The organism is Vibrio methylphosphonaticus, from assembly GCF_023634655.1.
Classification (GTDB): domain Bacteria; phylum Pseudomonadota; class Gammaproteobacteria; order Enterobacterales; family Vibrionaceae; genus Vibrio; species Vibrio methylphosphonaticus.
Genome location: NZ_JAMKMS010000004.1, coordinates 74,189 through 95,758 on the forward strand (window position 1 = coordinate 74,189; position 21,570 = coordinate 95,758).

Annotated in this window: 15 protein-coding genes; 11 read left to right on the forward strand and 4 right to left on the reverse strand. The window is 45.9% G+C overall.

Annotated features, from left to right (window positions below; translation table 11 throughout):
- Positions 1-85: 85 nt before the first annotated feature.
- Positions 86-1,480 carry an MATE family efflux transporter gene (locus tag M9196_RS05925; RefSeq protein WP_250616609.1) on the forward strand — a complete coding sequence of 465 codons (1,395 nt, stop codon included), beginning with the start codon at positions 86-88 and terminating at the stop codon, positions 1,478-1,480.
- A 549-nt stretch (positions 1,481-2,029) separates the two neighbouring features.
- Here M9196_RS05925 and M9196_RS05930 read toward each other — a convergent pair.
- The 4 genes from M9196_RS05930 to mnmC all read right to left on the reverse strand — a co-directional run bounded on the left by M9196_RS05930 (position 2,030) and on the right by mnmC (position 7,010).
- Entirely contained in the window at positions 2,030-2,404 is a 375-nt protein-coding gene (locus M9196_RS05930) for a diacylglycerol kinase (protein WP_284677109.1), read from the reverse strand.
- Positions 2,397-3,482, reverse strand: coding sequence for a DUF4056 domain-containing protein (locus tag M9196_RS05935; RefSeq protein WP_250616610.1), 1,086 nt, complete (start codon positions 3,480-3,482; stop codon positions 2,397-2,399). The genes M9196_RS05930 and M9196_RS05935 overlap by 8 nt, the downstream gene beginning before the upstream one ends.
- Before the next feature lie 167 nt (positions 3,483-3,649).
- Positions 3,650-4,714: an ABC transporter substrate-binding protein gene (locus tag M9196_RS05940; protein WP_250616611.1), complete on the reverse strand. Its 1,065-nt coding sequence runs from the start codon at positions 4,712-4,714 to the stop codon at positions 3,650-3,652.
- Positions 4,715-4,964: 250 nt separating this feature from the next.
- Positions 4,965-7,010, reverse strand: coding sequence for a bifunctional tRNA (5-methylaminomethyl-2-thiouridine)(34)-methyltransferase MnmD/FAD-dependent 5-carboxymethylaminomethyl-2-thiouridine(34) oxidoreductase MnmC (mnmC, locus tag M9196_RS05945; RefSeq protein WP_250616612.1), 2,046 nt, complete (start codon positions 7,008-7,010; stop codon positions 4,965-4,967).
- 174 nt (positions 7,011-7,184) lie between these two features.
- Here mnmC and fabB point away from each other — a divergent pair, with 174 nt between their 5' ends.
- From fabB to purF, 10 genes are all read left to right on the forward strand, one after another.
- A complete protein-coding gene (gene fabB, locus M9196_RS05950; RefSeq protein WP_250616613.1) occupies positions 7,185-8,396 on the forward strand; it encodes a beta-ketoacyl-ACP synthase I in 1,212 nt (403 codons plus the stop codon).
- 348 nt (positions 8,397-8,744) lie between these two features.
- Complete coding sequence (locus M9196_RS05955; protein ID WP_250616614.1) at positions 8,745-9,878, forward strand: 4-phosphoerythronate dehydrogenase; 1,134 nt, start codon at positions 8,745-8,747, stop codon at positions 9,876-9,878.
- The gene (locus M9196_RS05960; protein WP_250616615.1) at positions 9,875-10,888 is read left to right on the forward strand and encodes an aspartate-semialdehyde dehydrogenase; all 1,014 of its coding nucleotides are present in this window, start codon (positions 9,875-9,877) and stop codon (positions 10,886-10,888) included. Before M9196_RS05955 ends, M9196_RS05960 begins: the two co-directional genes overlap by 4 nt.
- Positions 10,889-11,072: 184 nt before the next feature.
- Positions 11,073-15,365, forward strand: coding sequence for a FimV/HubP family polar landmark protein (locus M9196_RS05965; protein ID WP_250616616.1), 4,293 nt, complete (start codon positions 11,073-11,075; stop codon positions 15,363-15,365).
- 314 nt (positions 15,366-15,679) lie between these two features.
- Entirely contained in the window at positions 15,680-16,483 is an 804-nt protein-coding gene (gene truA, locus M9196_RS05970) for a tRNA pseudouridine(38-40) synthase TruA (protein WP_250616617.1), read from the forward strand.
- A gap of 153 nt (positions 16,484-16,636) precedes the next feature.
- Positions 16,637-17,563, forward strand: a complete 927-nt coding sequence (gene accD / locus M9196_RS05975) for an acetyl-CoA carboxylase, carboxyltransferase subunit beta (RefSeq protein WP_250616618.1) — start codon at positions 16,637-16,639, stop codon at positions 17,561-17,563.
- Between the two features lie 41 nt (positions 17,564-17,604).
- Positions 17,605-18,888 carry a bifunctional tetrahydrofolate synthase/dihydrofolate synthase gene (gene folC / locus M9196_RS05980; RefSeq protein WP_250616619.1) on the forward strand — a complete coding sequence of 428 codons (1,284 nt, stop codon included), beginning with the start codon at positions 17,605-17,607 and terminating at the stop codon, positions 18,886-18,888.
- A gap of 16 nt (positions 18,889-18,904) precedes the next feature.
- On the forward strand, positions 18,905-19,447 hold the full coding sequence (locus M9196_RS05985) for an SPOR domain-containing protein (protein WP_250616620.1): 543 nt from the start codon (positions 18,905-18,907) through the stop codon (positions 19,445-19,447).
- Positions 19,448-19,508: 61 nt separating this feature from the next.
- Complete coding sequence (locus tag M9196_RS05990) at positions 19,509-19,997, forward strand: CvpA family protein (RefSeq protein WP_250616621.1); 489 nt, start codon at positions 19,509-19,511, stop codon at positions 19,995-19,997.
- Between the two features lie 37 nt (positions 19,998-20,034).
- Entirely contained in the window at positions 20,035-21,549 is a 1,515-nt protein-coding gene (gene purF, locus M9196_RS05995) for an amidophosphoribosyltransferase (protein ID WP_250616622.1), read from the forward strand.
- Positions 21,550-21,570: the final 21 nt, after the last annotated feature.

The window sequence follows — 21,570 nt, forward strand, 5'->3', positions numbered from 1 at the left end:
TTGTCGCCGCCCACAGGGCACACCCTAAAATGCACACCGCCATCCCGCCATTATTGGTGCATTTATATTGGTGTTTTGAACCCCCATGCAAACTACAGTTCGTCCTTTTTTACCTCGTTTTACCCGCGAATCGGGAGCGTTAATGACGTTGTCGACGCCAATTATTTTGACTCAACTTGCTACCCAAGCGATGGGTTTCGTTGATACGACAATGGCTGGGCAGGTGAGCCCTGCTGATCTCGCCGCTATCGCACTGGGGACCAGTCTTTGGATCCCGGTTTTGTTATTACTGCGCGGCATTATTATGGCGTTAACGCCAGTGGTGGCTTTTCACCGTGGCGCCCGTGATTTCGACAGTATTTCTGTTGAATTTGTGCAAATGCTTTGGCTAGCTCTTGCCTCAAGTGTATTGCTGATTGGCTATTTATTAAGTGCAAAACCTATCTTGCAGTGGATTGGTGTCGCCGCTGAAATCATCCCAATTGCCAGTGACTATGCGTATGCGCTAGCCTTTGGTGTGCCGGGAATTGCTCTGTTTTACACCTTAAACGGTTTTTGCGAGGGGATGAATAACACCAAAGCGCCGATGATCATTTCGGTTTTGGGGTTGTTGGTAAATATTCCAGTGAACTATGTCCTTATTTACGGCAAGTTTGGCTTGCCAGAAATGGGCGCAGTAGGCTGTGGTTGGGCGACAAGTCTTGTATATTGGATGATGTCGGCGCTGTTGTACTCTTATATTAAAGGGCACCATCATTTTAAAACGATTTTGCGTTTTAAAGACACTAAGCCGCGAGCAAAAGAAATTGGTCATTTAGTTAAGTTGGGGCTACCGATTGGGATGAATATTGCCGTGTGTGGCAGTATTTTTGCTGTGATCGCGTTGTTGATTGCACGGATTGGTGCAGAAAACGTGGCAGCTGCGCAGATTGCCTTGAATATCTCCAGCATGACGTACGTGATTCCAATGAGTATCTCATTTGGTATTACGATTCGAGTGGGTCATGCTCTCGGGGCGAAAGATCATGCGGGCGCTGTTGAGCGTAGCCAGTTCGGCATTTTAGTGGCAGCACTAATGTCATTGTTGTCGGTGGCGATGTTTTTATTGTTCCCAGAAGTGATCATTAGGCTCTACACGACAGACCCTGCAATTAGTGCGACCGCCGCAACGCTATTAATCTTTACTGCCATGTATCAATTTAGTGATGCCCTGCAAACATCGGCAAACGGCGCATTGCGTGGCTATAAAGATACGAAAGTACCGATGTTTCTTGCCATTGCGTCTTACTGGGGACTCGCGCTGCCTATAGGTGTGGTATTGGGATTAACTGACCATATTGTTCCGGCAATGGGGGAGGAAGGTTTCTGGATTGGTATATTGACAGGACTCACCGTTGCCGCGTCCTTGATGTTGTTTCGCCTACGAATTGTTATTCGTAGGCACCGTCACTTAGACGACAGCAGTGCTTCAACCGTATAATTGTCTAAGTGAGGACTTCCTCTTCAGTAAGCACTGCTTGTCAGTGATAACTGATGTTTAAATGATGATTTAGGCAGTTCGAACATTGATGCTCGTACTGCCTTCTCATTCATTGCTGCACTCTCTATCACAACATAATTGCGCCATTTCGGTACGTCAATTTATCCGCTGTGTCACAGCTAAAAAAACGGGTCTATCCATCAAGATATCAGTTTGACTCTTGGGTTTAAAACGTGGACGGAACCCACTCTCATTAAGTGCTTTTTAAAGTGCATACCGTGACGGTTGTTCCTATCCCGACGCTTAGCCGTTCATCGTAGAGCGGATGACTAGCTCGGAAAGAGCAAGGCAAGCATGAATATAATAACGAAGAGAATGGCGATAAGTTTGAGCAACTTACCTATTTGATTTGTGCCACCGTTGGGTGGACGATTGCAGCAACCCATGACTTGACCTTAGTGTTAGTGTGTTTAGATAAAACTAAGGCTTGACCCATGGGTAAGGTCAAGCCTTAATGACGATTAATTCCGGCTTATTAACTCGAGCATTTTACATAAAACAGCGCCATAAGATGCTTGCCCACACTAGCAAGGCTAAGCCAATTGCGACAAACACGGCAGCAGAACCCAGGTCTTTCGCACGCCCAGACAGTTCGTGACGCTCTAGGCCAATTCTATCGACAACGGCTTCAACGGCTGAGTTCATCAACTCAACGGTGATGACAAACAGTACACTACCAACTAAAGCGGCTTTTTCTACGAGAGAAATATCCAGCAATAAAGCGACGGCGACCGCGATCACGAGACCAACGATTTCTTGTCTAAATGCGGCTTCGTGCTTCCAAGCCGCCATTAAGCCAAACCAAGAGTATTTAGCGGCGAGGAGTATACGTTTGATACCGGTGTTTTTTTGCATCTCAGTCATGGCTATTGTTCAACTTCATCGATAATGCGTCATTGCGGTTATTTTCGTGCTTATCGTCTTCGGCTTTCGTGACATCGGCAAGCGATTGGAAATCACTCGCAGTCCATATTTCTTTTGACTTCAAAGCGACGGGGAGTATATCAAACGATTCGATATTGTCAGCTTTTACTAGTTGAAATTCGGCGTATTTCTCTAGCTCTGAAAACTCGCTGAGTGCTAACTGTGTGCCGTTTTCTACGCCATTGGGCAACAACGCTAGGCTAAAATGGTAGTCGCGAGTTTTTACGACCCACTTATTAGGTAGACGATTATTGCTATCCCACCAAATCCCATCTAATTCTTTAAGTTGTGCAACCGTAATATCTTCGTCTTGTGCATCCAATTGTTTTAGGTGTTTTCGGAAGTATTGTGGGAACAGCAGCACAAAGTTCTTTTGAGAAATGTCAGGGTTAATTTTGAACATTTCTAACGCGATCAGAGCACCTAGCATATTGGAATAAAGATCCTCTGGTGAAAATGCCGAAGCGTACTCTTTGAAACCCCCGACAGAAACTAATCCATACCATTGGGCGACCTCGTGCCATTGGGCTAATCGGAATGCCAATAGAGCGGCTAATTTTGCTTCTTCGAGTTTTTCTGAATTGAGTGCATCAAGGTTTGTCATCTCAATACGGCGCTCGCGCAGCTCCGCAGTGAGGTGAATTGACAATGAATCTTCTTTACGGTTTTTGATAGCACGATAGAGATAAAACGCAAAATCGGCGGTATCTCGCACGTGCGCCGTATCTATGAATCCCCCTTTATTAGTGAAAATCAGACCATTCGTTTCTTCCGATGTACCAAATAAGCTGCTGACAACATTAGAAGATCCATCATTAAATACGTGTGTTTGAACATCTTCAGGGCTTAAAACATTATCAATGGAGAAAAAAGGCACCGGTACGCTTCCTAGCTCTGCTTTTAAGCCCGTTCCAAAGGCGCAACATGGTCGAATTCCAACGGGTACGGTATCGGTTGATGCAAAACTCGGTTGTAGTGATGCAAACAGTAGGCTGATGAACAAGAAAGCAACTTTCATAGGAAACCAAATGTTGAGGGTAAAAAATAAAGCCGCGTAGTGTGGGGGTTACGCAGGCCAGAAATGTCAGGGAAATGCAAAAACATAGGCGTCAATAATGACAATATATGCTATTGATACTTACCATTTTATGCCTTTGTCGGCGAATTTCCCAGATCATAAATTGATTAGTCGTTTTTCTGTAAATATGGGTCGACAGGATTACTGAGTAGATCAATGGCGTTAAAGTCGATGTCTTGCCACTGCTTATCTAACAATAGGCGATAAAGGGGGGTGTCAGGTTCAATTAAATGAAATAGCGTGAATTTGGTGCGTTGTGGCCATGCGCGTCCAATATTGCGTTGATGTATCTTGACTAAAGCCAGACCAATCGCCGTAAAATGGCCACCGCCGAGAATGGAAATGTCGCCTTGTTTGAGTTGCTTGAGTGCGCGCTCAGAAGTGTTTATCGTGCTGATAAAGACATTCTCGCCTATGACTTTTTTGCCTTCTTGCAGTGCACGTTGGGCGCCATACGCCATATGGTCGTTTGCCGTCCATATATAACGAATATTGGGATAGTAAGAAAGCAGCTTATGGGCTTCGGCATAAGCACGCTCTTCTTGCCACTGACCAACGCTATGATGGACGCCGTACTGTCCATCGACTTGTTCGATGAAGGCGAGCGCCCCTGCTTTACGCTGCAGAGAGGCGGGCGTAGTCTGATCGCCAGACAGCAATAAGGCATCCGCGTAGTGATGGTTTCCTTGACGATATAATGCTTGAGCGGTGAGGTAACCGATTCGAAAGTTATTTGGGAAAACGCCAGGGAGCAAACGTTGCTGCCATTCGGTGTCCTGTTGGATGTCAACTTTTTCATCAGGAGTAAGATCGTTCAGCGCAAATAAAACGCGTGATGATGTGCCGGCAACAATATCCAATAGGGCACGGCCACTTTGAGCTTCGTTAACGAGGATTATATAATCTGGTATCGGTTGATTCTGTATTCTGTCTGATAGTCGCTGCAGGGTAAGGTCGACGTCACGCTCTCCGTAAATAATATCTAAGTCAATATTGAGCGTCTTAGCGGCGGCCTTTGCGTAAAGATCGACATCGTGCCAAAAGCTTTCTTCTGCATGACCTGGATTGACAAACAATACCTGTGAGTTAGGGCTCGAGCTGGCAAAGAGTCCCGAGTGGAAAACCCCGCTCCCTATTAAAAGAGCAGTAGCGAATAGCGATGTCCATTTCATTCTACTCTCCTTAGGCTTTTTGAAATTATGTAAAGTGTTTGCGCCTATGTCGATAGTGAATGGGGGGAAATGGCTTGTTTCGTTTGTCCGTCTCAGTTCTAAAACGTTGTCTCTCTTATAAGAGCATTTAAGCCTTCGGCTTGCGGGTCTTTCGAACCAAGCGCTCGGATAGAGAAGCTAGAGCATGGTAATGCTCTAGCTTGGCAGAGTCAGTAGGGAGAGGGCGGGTTAGTTTTCTTCGCTCAACGGATCAGCCAAATAACGGGCGTGATTTCTTGATTCGTCGAATCCATGTTCGGCTAGGATGGATACCAGAAAGTAAGTCCACGGGCATTGGGAGTGGGTCTCCACAAATTTGCGATACTAATACTTCTCCAATCAGTGGAGCAGAGCTTAAACCACGAGAACCCAAACCTAGCATACAAAATAAGTTGTGGTGTTCAGGCACTGAAGATATCGCCTTAGGTGATGTCTCATGCAAAGTGCGAAGTTGCTCATAGTCAGTGACCTGACCGACAAACGGTAAATGGTCGCGACTGACACTACGTACCCCTTGTCTTGCTTGGTTCGTGGAGGTGTCAACGTCATTGACCCATGAGGTATCGGGTAAGCAACGTTTTAACTTGTCTTGATTATCAAGCTGCGCAGCAGCATCAAATTCGTTATTAATATTGTCTTTGTCGTAGCTCGCTCCAATACAATGCGTATCCGTGTTGCTGTTGCAGGGCGTGAGATACCCGTCGTAACACAACACGGTATTAAGCTTTGTTAGTTGCTGTGTGGTAGGGATGTGACTGACTTGTCCTTTGACGGCAGACAAATGCAGGTGCTGAGTTTGCTCTAATTGAGTAAACTCATGACCATTGGCGATGATGACAACATCAAATACTTGCTCGCTATTACTGGTGTTTGTCGTTGAACTCGTCATAGTTGAACTAGACGTAGGTGAACTACAAATACGCCATTTTCCATTGCTGTCTGGTGCGATGGCCGAGACGATGGTGGAGAAGTGACAAGTTAGATGTCCCTCTCGCTCCGCTTTTTGGATAAGTCCTTGAGTTAACTGTGCTGGGCATAACCAACCACCAAGTGGGTAGCTAACACTCGCAAACGGTGAGCTAAGACCAAGGGTATTTGAGGTTTCTTGGGCGGATAAGCCGTGTACCAATTCTGCAGGAAATTGACCATGAAGCATTTTATCAAGTTTGACGCTTGATTTTTCATCCCACTTTAATTGAGTCACACCACACCAACCATGATCATAATGAAAGTATGTTGCGGCCTGTTCAGCAAATTGTCGAGCGTATAAAAAAGAGGGGGCAAAGACTCTTGATACTCCTTTATGCTCACCGTTAAGCAGTGGGTAGACAGCGCCTTGGCGGTTACCTGATGCGCCTTCCGCGGCTTGTGCATCCTTACAAAACAGCGTGGACGAGATACCGCGTCGAGATAGCGCGGTGATCAAGCTTGCACTGGCAATACCGCCCCCCACAACCGCAATACGGCCGATTGAGGATGGGGTCGCACGCTGATAGAACGAATCAAAATTACTGTAGGACTGTTTGTGACTAACATGACCGGCAATCATTTCTCGCTTGGTGCCGAACCCTTTGGTTTTTTTCATATCAAAACCAGCGTCATTAAGCCCCCGTCTAACAAATCCTGCGGCAGTAAAAGTCGCACATGTTGCGTCTTGTTTCGCAAGTTTAACCATGTTATCGAATAAGGTTTGATTCCACATTTCAGGATTTTTGCTTGGCGCAAATCCATCTAAAAACCAGCAATCTACAATGCCTTGCTCGGGTGTGGGCACTAAAGGCATGCAATCTTTTATGTCACCAAACCAAAGGTCTAAGGTAATCATGCCATTCGCCAGCACAATTCGATGACATTCAGGCACAGCTATGGGATAGTGCGCTTGCAGTTGTTCAGCGTACTTTTTGAGTTCAGGCCACGCTTGATGGGCTTTTTCAAGGTCGTGTTTTGTTAGCGGGTACTTTTCAAAGCTAATAAAGTGCAGCTCTTGCATCGCAGCAGCAGGATTTTGCTCTCGAAATTGCTCGAATTGTTGCCAAGCTGCGAGGAAGTTTAGCCCAGTGCCAAAGCCAGTTTCAGCAATAACAAAGCGTCGGTTTGTTAGTTCATGCCAGCGTTGAGGAAGGCGGTTTTTCTCTAAAAAAACGTAGCGCGTTTCTTCAAGACCATTGACGTTTGAAAAGTAAACGTCATCAAATTGGTCCGAAACTGGCGTTCCCGCTTCGTTCCAATCGAGTTGAGCGTGAGTGATAGAAGTCATAATATTGACACTTAACTTGTGTTATACCCATGCTACGGCCGTTATCATGGCTACAGTTATGGGGCATCAGTTGCAGTAATTGATGTGAATTGTACGAATTTATAGGAAAGCTGACCACTTTTATCCAGTAACTTCGTTATTATTTAGCAGTTTTGAAATTTATAGGAATGTCACATGAAACGAGTCGTAATTACCGGTATGGGTATTGTTTCGAGCATCGGTAACAACGTTGAAGAAGTTTTAGCGTCTCTAAAAGCAGGCCGTTCTGGTATTAACGCCTCTGAGCAGTTCAAAGAAATGGGCCTTCGTTCTCAAGTATGGGGTGATCTAAAAATTAAACCTGCGGAACACATTGATCGTAAAAAAATGCGTTTTATGGGTGATGCTGCCGCGTACGCATACCTTTCAATGGAGCAGGCCATTGCCGATGCTGGGTTGTCAGAAGAACACGTTTCAAATGATCGCACTGGTATTGTTGCAGGTTCTGGTGGTGCATCAGCACTGAACCAAACAGTCGCAGTGGATACTATCCGTGAGAAAGGCGTTAAGCGCGTTGGTCCATATATGGTGCCTCGTACTATGTCTTCAACGGTTTCAGCTTGTTTGGCTACACCATTCAAGATTCGTGGCGTTAACTACACAATGAGTTCAGCATGTGCGACATCAGCACACTGTATCGGTCACGCGATGGAGCTGATTCAACTAGGCAAACAAGACATCGTATTTGCTGGTGGCGGTGAAGAGCTTGATTGGACGCAAACCATGATGTTTGACGCAATGGGCGCGCTATCTACGAAATACAACGACGATCCAACGAAAGCATCACGTACTTATGATGCCAATCGTGATGGCTTTGTTATTTCTGGTGGCGGCGGCATGGTTGTTGTCGAAGAGCTTGAGCACGCATTGGCGCGTGGCGCAACTATCTACGGTGAAGTGGTAGGTTACGGTGCAACATCCGATGGCTACGACATGGTAGCGCCATCAGGTGAAGGCGCAGTGCGTTGTATGAAAATGGCAATGCAAGATGTTGATAGCATCGATTATGTTAATACTCACGGTACGTCTACGCCAGTAGGTGATGTGAAAGAGCTTGGCGCTATTCAAGAAGTCTTCGGTGGCAACAGCCCAGCGATTTCAGCGACTAAAGCGATGACTGGTCACGCACTGGGCGCGGCAGGTGTTCATGAAGCCATTTACTCAATGCTTATGCTTCACCATAGCTTTATTGCACCGAGCATTAACGTTGATACCCTTGATGAAGCGGCTGAAGGTCTAGACATCGTGAAAGAAACTCGCGAACAAGAGCTGAACACCGTCATGTCAAACAGCTTCGGCTTTGGTGGCACAAACGCGACGTTGGTCATCAAAAAATACCAAGCGTAAGCGTTGAATCTCGTATCATGGATAGATGCCAGGGTAGATTAACTCGCTGGCATTGAATGTAACGAGAGACAATTTAGAAGTTTCCAGAGCTGACTGACGAGAATGTCAGTCGCAGACGCAAATTTTGATCCCTGGAGAGCGGGTCAGAATCCTTTTGTTCTGGATTATTGCCCGGCCTTTTTTAGGACGGGCATTTTTCTATCTAGCGCGCGGGAAATTGTTGTGATGCAGAGGGCAACAAGCCAGTGAGGCTATCGCGGGTAAATCGGAGCCAAACCTTTCTCGACAGCCTGCCGTTTATCTTGCACAATTCAGACATATTTGAAAGATCCCACCAGGAACTAGGTAATGAAGATTATTGTAGATGAGGCGATGCCTTATGCCGTTGAGCTATTTCAACAACTTGGTGAGGTTGTTGCCATGCCGGGTCGAGAGTTGAGCGCAGCGGACCTCGTTGATGTTGATGCTTTAATGATTCGCTCTATCACTAAAGTAAACGCGACATTGTTAGAGAAAGCGAATCGCTTGAAATTTGTTGGCACAGCCACGGCGGGCATGGACCATGTTGACCAAGCATTGCTGAAAGAGAAAGGCATCTTTTTTACCGCAGCTCCTGGGTGCAACAAAGTTGGCGTTGCTGAATATGTGATGAGTAGCCTAATGGTGATTGGTCAACAACAAGGCTTCTCTATCTTTGATAAAACGGTGGGAATTGTTGGCTGTGGTCAGGTGGGCAGTTACCTACAAAAATGTTTAGAAGGTATCGGGGTTAACGTTTTAATTAATGACCCTCTCAAGCAGCAAGAAGGGGATGAGCGTACATTCACTGAATTGGATACTTTGTTAGAACAAGCCGACGTGATTACGACTCATACGCCAATTACGACTGATGGCCAGTTTCCAACCCATCACTTGATCAATGAACAGCGTTTAGCGCTCTTGCGCGCCGATCAAATATTGATTAACGCCGCTCGAGGTCCAGTGGTCGATAACCAGGCGTTGAAGCGTCGTCTACAGAAAAATGATGGTTTTACCGCCGTGCTTGATGTGTTTGAATTTGAACCTAAGGTTGATTTCGAACTGCTTCCTCTGCTAACGTTTGCGACCCCTCATATTGCAGGCTATGGTCTAGAAGGGAAAGCACGTGGAACGACGATGATTTTTAATCGTTTCTGTGAGTTTATGGAATTGGAAAATCGTGCCAATCCAGATGCATTATTACCGGTTGCGCCGATCCCTGAGATCACACTAGATCGAGAGTGGGATGAGGCGGTACTGCACAGTTTAACGCAAGTGATCTATGACGTCCGTAAGGATGACGCCGTTTTCCGTCGTGAAATTCGCACAGAAAATGGTTTTGACAGTATGCGCAAACATTATTGGGACAGACGCGAATACGGCGCTGTTCGAGTCAAAGGTCGTGCCGATTGTAATTTGGCACCTTTGGCTGAGTTAGGATTTAAAATAGAGGTAAACCAATGAGCCAACAATTTAATATCGCTGTATTCGGAGCCACCGGTGCTGTAGGTGAAACTATGGTTGAGGTGCTTCAAGAGCGTGAGTTTCCTATGGGCGATGTTTACCTTCTAGCAAGTGAGCGCAGTGAAGGAAAAACGTATCGTGTAAATGGTAAAACGGTACGAGTACAAAATGTTGAGGACTTCGATTGGTCTCAAGTTCACATCGCATTATTTTCTGCTGGTGGTGAGCTATCTGAAAAGTATGCGCCAATCGCTGCAGATGAAGGTGTGGTAGTTATCGACAACTCGTCGCACTTTCGTTACGACTTTGATGTGCCTTTAGTGGTACCAGAAGTTAACCCAGAGGCGATTGCTGAGTTCCGCAACCGCAATATCATTGCTAACCCAAACTGTTCAACTATCCAAATGCTAGTGGCGTTAAAACCAATCCACGATGCGGTAGGGATTGAGCGTATTAACGTGTCCACCTATCAGTCTGTTTCAGGTGCTGGTAAAGCGGGTATTGATGAGTTAGCGGGACAAACGGCATCACTTCTAAATGGTCGACCGGCAGAAACGAGTACTTTTGATCAACAGATCGCGTTTAACTGTATCCCACAAATTGATCAATTTATGGATAACGGCTACACCAAAGAAGAAATGAAAATGGTGTGGGAAACGCAAAAGATTTTTAACGACCCTAGCATTATGGTCAACGCAACATGTGTGCGTGTCCCTGTCTTCTATGGCCACGCCGAGTCGGTCAGCGTCGAAACTCGTGCCCCGATTGATGCGGACGAAGTGACTCGCTTGCTTGAGCAAACTGATGGTATTGAAGTCTTCCATGGTCAAGAAATGCCAACGCAAGTTCGTGATGCTGGCGGTAAAGATCACGTCTTGGTTGGACGTATCCGTAATGATATTAGCCACCATAGTGGTATCAATATGTGGGTTGTTGCTGACAACGTGCGTAAAGGGGCTGCAACAAACGCAGTTCAAATTGCTGAAGTACTGATTCGAGATTACTTCTAAATCCGCGTCATTTTTAACCAAAGGCCTCTTTATGAGGCCTTTGTGCTATCTAAGCATGTGAACTTGATGCGATTATCTTGCTTGATTCGAGTTTTTTCCCACAGAACCTATAGTTTTGGAGCAAATATCCGATATAGTAAAGAGATAAGTATTGTATTTGTAATCGCAGACAGCTGAGCCTTCCATGCATCATTTTTTCAAGCGTCTACTAGTGGCCTTAGCACTAGTTGGAGCCACAACGTCATCATCATTTAGCGCTGATACTATTCGCCTCTCTGGTCCGAATGGGGAATTATTGGATGCTCCTCAGTATTCTGAGCAGATTCGACGCCCGATATTAGCCTCTGTAGGAGATGAGCCTTCTCAATACTATGGTCCGACCCAGCGCGCAGAGACATTATGGTCTATAGCTTCTAAATTCAAGCCAGCAGGTACGACCGTACAACAAACCATCTACGCTTTTTACGAACTCAATCCGGGTGTGTTTGAAAACGAAAATATTCATCAACTGATCCCAGGTAATCGCCTACGCGTTCCTTCGCCAACACAAATTAATCAAGTTGATCGTCAAGAAGCGCTATCGGTATTAGCTTCGCACCAGCAGCGGCTAACCTCGAATAAATCGACGGTTGAACCTAAAAGCGCCGCAACACCAGCGGCAAAAGTTACGCCTGTAGTTGAAAAACCTGTAATTGAAAAACCTAAAGTCAAAACACCGGTAGTACCACTACCGGCTAGCGATGTTATTGAGAATAAGAATGCTATAGAGAATAAGATCGCGGATACGCCGGCCGCAGATAAAAAAGCCATTGCAGATGTCGTGGAGACATCACTGACCAATAAACTGAAGCAAGAGCTTACGCGTTCAGAAGACGAACTTATTTCACTAGAGGAACGCAATCATCAATTGCGGCTTATGCTGTCTGAAGTTCAGCAGCAGGTGAATACGTTACAAGACGAAGTGAGCAACGAAGAGCGAATTCGTAGTGAAGTCGAGCGTCAACTGCTTGATGAAAAACGCAAACAAGAAGAATTACAACGTTTAGCGCCAACAACCATGGATACTTGGTTATCTAATCCTTGGATTGTGGGTCTTCTTGCCTTTGTACCAGCATTATTAGTGGGTCTTATTGTGATGCTCGTGATGAGAACACGCAAGAACAAGACCCGCGACGAAACGTCGCCAGCCGATAGCAATGAGAGTAATGATGCAGCAAGTGTCGCAGCGATGGGAGCAGCAGGTGCAGCTGCATTGGCGGCGGACACGGCAGACGCTATGCAAGACGATGACGACTTGTTCTCTGATGAGTTGTTTGGCGACTTCGAAACCGCAGATACGGAAGACGCAACCGCTACGCAAGAAAAAGAGGCAGATAATGATATCTTTGCCGACCTTAATGAAGGTGAGTTAGATTTTAATCTAGATGATGAGGATGACCCTTTTGCGAGCATCGGCGACGATGGTGAATTGGATATTGGCTTTGTTGATCTCGATGCAAGTAATAATGGCATTAGTGTTAAAGATGGAGAGAAAGCGCTAGGTCTTGAGGAAATGGAACGTGCGCTTAATGACGTTACTGCGCCAGAGTCTGATTTAGATGAGCTCGACTTAAACTTATCGGATGACGAGGACGAAACGGATCCGGTTTCTCAGCAAGACTTGGACGACTTGTTTGCTGAAATAAACATGAAGGCCCCGAGCGTTGATGAACAATTTGAAATAGATGAGCCGCGAGAGTCTGATGAAGGTGCGATCAACCAAGCACAGATGGATGAGCTGTTGTCTAGTGGGTTTGATCTTGACGAGTCAGAAGCTGATGCTCTGGACGATATCTTTGCTGAGGAAGCGCCAACGAGTGATATATCGTCACAAGCCGCAGCTGAAACCAATACCAATGTCGAGGTTGGGAATGATGATATTGACGATCTTTTTGCACAATTTTCGCAGATAGACACACCGAGTGATGCTTCGACGCAAGCTAAGCCTGAAGAGCCGGAATCGTCAGATGATGTTGCTTTGCTTGATGAAATGCTCGGCGATGATTTTGAGCTATCGGATATCTCTGACTCAGATTTGATGTTAGATGAGATGGTCGATAGCGATCCGGTAAACGAAGATACCCAGCCTCAAGAAAATACTCTAGATGATGATATTGACCTTGATGAGAATAGTACCGATTTACTGGATGATCTTTTGTTTGAGCGTGCCTTTGATGCTCAAGAGGGGGAGAGTCACGAGTCTTTAGCGCTTGATCCTTTTGAATCGGGCCAACTGTTATCTGAAGATGAAACGCACTCCGAGCTCTCAGAAGAGCAAGATGCGTTCGCCAATCTCTTTAACGCTGGTGATGAGGATGCAGAAGCTCAAGAGCCCGCTGTTAAAGTCGGTCAAACTGCTGTTAACGTCGATGAAGCGGCACAAACCCACGTTCAAGACGCTACTCGTTTCGATGAGTCTGATGAATTGGATGAACTAGATGATATCGATGCTTTATTGGCTCAACATGGTAGCCAAGAACTGCTGCAAGATACTGATAGCGGGTTGGATGATGAGGCCGTATTAAGCGATGTAGCAATTCAGCCGCCTGAATTGCCCGAACAAGACAATGTACTGCCAAGTGATGCTATTACCACTGATATCGACGCAAGCGGGGCCGATGCGGATAGTGACTTTGATTCACTACTGGAGCAGCATTCAGCTCAGGATGAAAGTGACGATACCGCAGAAACCAGAAATGATGATGTTACTGATGTTACTGATGTTACTGATGTTACTGATGTTACTGATGTAAATGATGGCTTCCAAGCGGCTCTGGATAATGCGATCGAAGCGACGACGCCTTCTGAGGTGCGTTCTTCCGAATCTGAGCTTTCAGAATCTTTAGAACCAGAACCAGAATCTTTAGCGCATGAGCTAGCAGAAGCGACTTCCCCTCAGCCATCGATGACTGATCTGGCGGATGAAGAGGCATTGGCGAGTAAACAAGTGAACCATCCCGCGGCAGCTGCTCGTGATGATGAGTTTGACTTTTCCCCACAGATTGAAGGTGGCGTTGATGCCCCAGATGATGATTTTGACGCCGAGCGAGAGCAAGCCGAGCTTAATGCGCTGCTAGAAAATGAGTTTGGTATTCCACACGATGATGATTGGAATGTAGACAGTACAACGCCTGTTGAATCAAACCTTGTTGAATCTAATCCTATTAGCAATGAAACCGCAGAGTCGGACGTTGCGGTTCAGCCTACAGTGGCTTCGCCGCTAAATGATGGCGAATCGACGATGACTGATGAGGCCACTGACGATGAATTTTTGGATTCAGCCTTAAGCAGTGAATACAACGAAGCCCAAGCTTTAGCGGATTCAGAAGATGATTATCAATTTGACGGTGATGAGGTTGTGGGTGAAGACCAAGCCTTTGCTGTAGATGACACTGATCTACCTGAATACAGTGAAGAAGACGCATTGGCTGATGTTTTGGCAATGGGCGCACTTCAAGACGAATTGCCAGCAGATACTCATCATAATCGTGAACAAGACGTTCACGAAAAAAACGGTTCTGAGGCAGAACTTACCTCAGAACCGGTTGCACTTGATGATGTTGACGTACTGGATACGAATGAATCGGTAGAGGCGAATAGCCGTGATGACATTGTATTCCCAGAATATACCGAAGAAGACGCATTAACGGATTCAGAAGAGGTGGATGGTAGTGAACAAGAGCCTCAATCTAGAACATCGGCCTTAGACGAGCCAGCGCACACATTTTCAACCAATGAAGAATTAGTTGGTGAGACGCTGGACCATTCTGAAATTGATGCGCTGGCTGATGCATTTTCAATGGTCGATACCCAAGCGTTGGAGCAAGAAGGTCAACTGGGTGAGTTACTTAGCGATGGCAAGCAAGGCTTTAGTAATATTAATCCAGTGGATCAGACAACGGCAGATAGCGCTGGGCTCGATCTAGCAACCATGCTCGAAGATGATACATCAATCGATGGTGGTGAAGATTGGAATGGCTTTACCCTAACGGATGCACAAAAAAGTGCTATTGATGAATCTATTCCTGACGAAGAGCAAGCGATATGGTCTCAGGATGCTGGCTCACTAAAAAGTGCGAAGAACGAAGATTGGTCTTCTCAAGATCCAGTAGAGAACTTTGAAAACAACAGCGCCCAGTTTATGACGATTGACGAGTTAATGGCTCAGGTTAACGACGAACCTCAGTCTGAGATTGATGAGGAAGAAGCGCTACAACTTGACGTTGGACTTGACGAATTTCCAGATGTTATTGGCGAGGTCACGGATGTCGATGTTGATAATGAGTCTGAGGCGTCGGGCAATCTAGACTTGGCGAAAATCTATATTGAAATGAATGATTTTGATGGCGCGAAGAAGTTACTGCAAAAGGTACTCGACGAGGGGTCTGCGTCTCTAAAGGACGAAGCTCGAGGCGTGTTGGATAAAATGTCCGCCTGATTGTTTTAATACGTATAGATCGGCTTAATGCGTACAGCTCGGTCACTATCGTTGATTAGTCAATAACGGGCTATGAAAAATAAAAGAACGGCGAAGTCGCCGTTTTTTTATTGTCGCTATATCGAGGTATAGCCTAGAGGATGCAAGGGTGGTTCGATCGTGACGGAAGGGCACTAGGCTAAGGCGCCGTGTGTGGCACGCCTTTTGTTAGTATTGTGTAAGCTCTAGCCTGCGCCTGGCGGCAAATTGGTAATCTCGTCATTTGAGTATATACTTTGCCACCCAGTAGGAATGACGAATGTTCAGAGAGATTTATGAGAGTAGCATTAGGTATCGAGTATAACGGTGCCAATTACTATGGTTGGCAAAGACAGCGTGATGTGAACAGTGTCCAAGCCGAATTGGAAAAGGCACTATCCGTTGTAGCGAATCAGCCAATTGAAGTGATGTGCGCAGGACGCACAGATGCCGGTGTTCACGGTACAGGTCAAGTGGTTCATTTTGATTCCCCGGTCACGCGCAAGCCTGCCGCATGGACAATGGGTGTTAATGCTAATCTCCCAAAAGATATTACGGTTCGCTGGGCAACTGAAGTCTCTGAGTCTTTTCATGCACGTTTTTCTGCAACGGCACGACGTTACCGATATGTGATCTTCAACCACGCTTTGCGACCTGGGATTTTATCGACAGGCGTTAGCCATTATCATGGTGAGTTAGATGCTGACAAAATGCATCAAGCGGGTCAGTTTTTATTGGGCGAAAATGATTTCACTTCATTTAGAGCCGTGCATTGTCAGTCACGAAGCCCTTGGCGTAATTTGATGCATCTTAACGTCACTCGTCATGGTCCGTATGTTGTGATTGATATTAAGGCTAATGCGTTTGTCCATCACATGGTGAGAAATATTACTGGTAGCTTGATTGTGGTGGGTCGCGGGGAGCAGCCTGCAGAGTGGATTGAATGGTTACTGGCGCAAAAAGACAGAAAACTGGCTGGTGCGACGGCAAAGGCAGCAGGGCTGTATTTGGTTGATGTCGATTACCCAGATGAGTATTCGCTCCCAAATGTGCCAATTGGTCCATTATTTTTCCCTGATGATTTGAACTCAGGCTGGTAAAGCGACTCAAATGAAAGAGTTGGTAGGTGTCTGACTACAAGGTACAACCAGTTTTTTATCTACAGTGGCGCAGTTATGTGGTTTAATCCTCATGCATATTTGAATTCAATACTCTCGCTATGACAGCGGGAGTCACAAAATAAAAGGTCTTCCATGAGTTGGCTTGAAAAGATTTTAGAAAAAAGCAACATCGTTACCTCACGTAAAGCCTCGATCCCTGAAGGGGTTTGGACAAAATGTACGTCTTGCGAGCAGGTGTTATATCATGCTGAACTAGAGCGTAACCTAGAAGTGTGTCCGAAATGTGACCATCACATGCGTATGCGCTCACGTCGTCGTTTGGAAACGTTCCTAGATAAAGATAACCGTACTGAGCTTGCTACGGAATTTGAACCAAAGGATAAGCTGAAGTTCAAAGACTCAAAACGTTACAAAGAGCGTATCTCAGCGGCACAGAAAAATAGCGGTGAGAAAGACGCACTTGTGGTCATGCAAGGCGAAGTTCTTGGTGTCCCTGTTGTTGCTTGTGCGTTTGAGTTTGCGTTCATGGGCGGCTCAATGGGTTCTGTTGTGGGTGCACGTTTTGTCGCGGCTGTTGACGCGGCTATCGAAAACAACTGCGGTCTAGTGTGTTTTTCTGCAAGTGGCGGCGCCCGCATGCAAGAAGCATTAATGTCTTTGATGCAGATGGCGAAAACGAGTGCAGCACTAGAGCGTTTGTCTCAGAAAGGACTGCCGTACATTTCAGTGATGACGGATCCAACGATGGGCGGCGTATCTGCAAGTCTTGCAATGCTTGGTGACATTAACATTGGTGAGCCTAAAGCACTGATTGGCTTTGCTGGCCGTCGTGTTATTGAGCAAACTGTACGTGAAGACTTACCAGAAGGCTTCCAACGCAGTGAGTTCTTATTAGAGCATGGTGCGATTGATATGATTGTTGATCGTCGTGAAATGCGTCAACGTGTCGGCAGCCTACTGGCTAAAATGACTCGCGCAACTTCACCTTTAGTGGTTTCTGTTGAAGATTCTCCGGCAGAACCATCATATGAAGTACCAGAAGCGGACGAAAAAGGGTAAAGTACTCACTAAGTTATCATTATTTAGATATTGACTGCTAAATGAGTTCACAATCCATTCCACAAGCCACATCTTCACTTCAGATGTGGCTTGATTATTTACAAAGTATCCACAGCAGCGCTATCGACCTCGGTCTAGAGCGAGTAGCCGTGGTGGCCAACAAGGGCAAGTTAACCAAACCTGCTCCCACCGTTATCACCGTCGCCGGGACGAATGGTAAAGGTTCTACATGTGCATTAATGGAAGCCATCCTATTGGATGCGGGTTATTCTGTTGGTGTCTACAGTTCTCCTCATCTTATTCGCTATAACGAACGCGTTCGTATTAATGGCCAAGAACTTCCAGACCAATCTCATGTTACTGCCTTCGACTACATCGAGACGCTTCGTGGTGACGTAAGTCTTAGTTTCTTTGAGTACGCGACGTTAGCGGCACTTAAACAGTTTCAAGAAAACAACGTTGAAGTCGTGCTACTTGAGGTAGGACTTGGTGGTCGTTTAGATGCCACCAATGTGGTTGACCATGATGTGTCAGTGATTACCAGCTTAGCGGTTGATCATGTTGATTGGCTAGGTGATGACATTAATGTCATTGGGTTTGAAAAAGCGGGCATTTTCCGCTCTGGCAAGCCAGCAATCTGTGGTCAACCCAAGCCCCCGGCAACCGTCCCTGCTCATGCCGATGATATTGGCGCCGATTTTTACCAAACCGGTATTCAGTTTCACTACGAAATGACATCTGATACGACTTGGTCATGGCAGCATGGTACCTTTGCCCTAGACGCACTACCGATACCTGCATTACCTTTGATGAATGCCAATACGGCGATTATGGCTCTAGGCGCGGCAAAGCTTGATATTTCCGATGTGAATATTGTGAATGGCTTAGAGCAAGCGACGCTGCCTGGTCGCATGCAGGTGTTGCCCGGGAAGCCAGTCACCATTTTGGATGTGGCGCACAACCCACATTCAGCAGAATACTTGGTTGAACAACTAACCAAGCGTTATCCTGAACAGACGTTTAAGGTCGTGATCGGCATGTTGCATGATAAAGATGTGGCAGAAACGATGCGTGCATTACAGCCTTTAGCTCGCGACTGGTATTTAGCATCGTTGACTGGGCCGCGAGCTGCAAGTGCTCAGGAGCTGTCGGAGTGTCTAGAGAGTGACGTTGCGTCATTGTTATATGATAACCCTGTCTCAGCGTATGATGCAGCGATCCAATCTGCAAAAGATAATGACATTGTCTTGGTGCTTGGTTCTTTCCATACTGTAGGTGAAGTCCTTGAATACACCGAAAGCAACACTCGCGGGTGTGACCGTTAAATCATAAGGAGAAGAGATGGCGAGTAAATTTCAAAGTCGTCTGATTGGCACCATTGTTTTGGTTGCTGTCGGTGTCATTATTTTACCCGATCTTTTAGATGGTAAAAAACTGCACTACAAAGAAGAGTTTGCCAGTATCCCACTTAAGCCTGAGCTAAGCTCGGACGTTGAAAGCTTTGAGATCTTGGAACCAGAAGATGCCTCTGAGGTATTGCCAGACTCCCCAGTAATGGCAACCGTTGGTGAGACAATGGAAGAAGAGGCGCAATCAGACGTGGTAGATGTTTCGATACAAGAAGTGCCAGAGCGAAATGACTATGCAGATAGTGCCTGGATTATTCAGCTTATGGCACTTAAGAATGCGGAAAACGCACGCGGACTGGTTGCAGATTTACAAAAACGGGGTTATCAAGCACATGTGAAGCAGGAATCGAACTTTACTCGCGTAATCATCGGTCCCGATGTTTCAAAAAGTAAACTTGAGACGCAATTGGTTGAATTAGAGAAAATTACTGGCTCAAGAGGTCAATTGCTCAAATTTAAACCACTAAATCCATAAGAAAACGTTTGCGTCGCGTTTTTTTCTGTTAAAATGCGCGCCAACTTGAGATGAATAATTAATGAATTGGTTAGATTTTGTCATTTTGGGTGTGATTGGGCTGTCAGCTTTAATCAGCTTAGTTCGCGGATTCGCTAAAGAAGCAATGTCGTTGGTAATATGGTTTGGTGCATTTTTTATCGCCAGTCAGTACTTCGCTAAACTAGCGGTGTACTTTACTAATATTGAAGACGAGATGTTTCGTAATGGCGCCGCAATTGCTGCTCTATTTGTCGCAACTCTGATTGTTGGGGCATTGATCAATTATGTTCTAGGGCAGTTAGTTCAGAAAACGGGATTGTCAGGTACAGATCGCGTATTGGGTGTGGTGTTTGGTGCACTACGAGGTGTACTAATCGTGTCAGCCGTGCTGTTTTTTGTGGACACTTTTACCACATTGAATAGCAGCGAATGGTGGGAAAACTCACAACTCATGCCGCATTTTAAGCTGGTGATTCAGCCGTTTTTTGAACATATCGAAGCAACTTCTAGTTTCCTGTCTGGCGCATAATTGCGCCAGCTAAATGTCGCAAATCGAGGATTAGGACATGTGTGGTATTGTTGGAATCGTTGGCTCTACGCCTGTGAATCAGTCTATCTATGACGCTTTGACCGTTTTACAGCATCGTGGCCAAGATGCCGCTGGTATTGTTACCATAGAAAGCAATCGTTTTCGTCTGCGTAAGGCGAATGGTCTCGTTAAAGATGTTTTTGAAGCGAAACACATGCAACGCCTTCAGGGCTGTGTGGGTATTGGTCACGTACGTTACCCAACGGCGGGTAGCTCTAGTGCCTCAGAAGCTCAACCTTTCTATGTAAACTCACCGTTTGGTATTACGTTGGCTCACAACGGCAACTTAACCAATGCGAATGAAGTGCGTGAAAAGTTGTTCGAGAAAGACCGCCGTCATGTCAACACCACTTCTGACTCTGAAGTGCTTCTTAATGTACTTGCGCATGAGATTGATACGGTTAAAGGAAACGTGACCTCAGACGACGTATTCCGTGCAGTGACCAACGTGCACCGTGCTATTAAAGGCGCGTATGCAGTGGCAGCAATGATTATCGGACACGGTATGATTGCCTTCCGTGACCCACATGGTATTCGACCGCTATGCTTAGGTAAGCGAGAAGTGAATGGCAAAACGGAATACATGGTGGCATCAGAATCAGTAGCGCTTGACGCCGTTGGCTTTGATTTCATTCGTGATGTTGCGCCAGGTGAAGGTATTTACGCGACATTTGATGGTGAATTGCACACGCGTCAATGTGCCGATAATCCAGCACTGAACCCATGTATCTTTGAATTCGTTTACTTTGCTCGACCAGACTCTTTTATCGATAAAATTTCGGTTTACAGTGCACGTGTAGAAATGGGTAAAAAGTTGGGTGAACGCATCCAGCAAGAATATAGCGACCTCGACATTGATGTTGTTATTCCAATCCCAGAAACGTCTTGTGATATTGCTTTGCAGATAGCGCAAGCAATTGATAAGCCGTACCGCCAAGGGTTTGTTAAGAACCGCTATGTTGGTCGTACATTCATCATGCCTGGTCAACAACAGCGTAAGAAATCAGTACGTCGTAAACTGAATGCGATTCGCTCTGAATTTAAAGGCAAGAACGTCCTACTTGTTGATGATTCAATTGTACGTGGTACCACATCGGAACAAATCATAGAGATGGCTCGTGACTCAGGTGCGAACAAGGTTTATATGGTATCGGCAGCTCCGGAAGTGCGCTTCCCGAACGTATACGGTATCGATATGCCAAGCGCGAACGAACTTATTGCACATGGCCGTGATAACGACTCTATTTGTCAACAGATTGGTGCAGATGCGCTTATCTTCCAAACGTTGCCAGATTTGATTGAAGCAGTAGGTTTGGGCAACCCTGACATTAGCTGTTTTGATACTTCGGTTTTCAACGGTGAGTACGTGACGGGAGATATTGATCAAGAGTATCTTGATTTCCTAGACTCACTGCGTAACGACGACTCGAAAGTACAACGTGAAATCCAGCAAGACCTTGCCAACTTAGAGCTTCATAACGAAGGCGCGTAATATTACTCGAACTTCTACAGA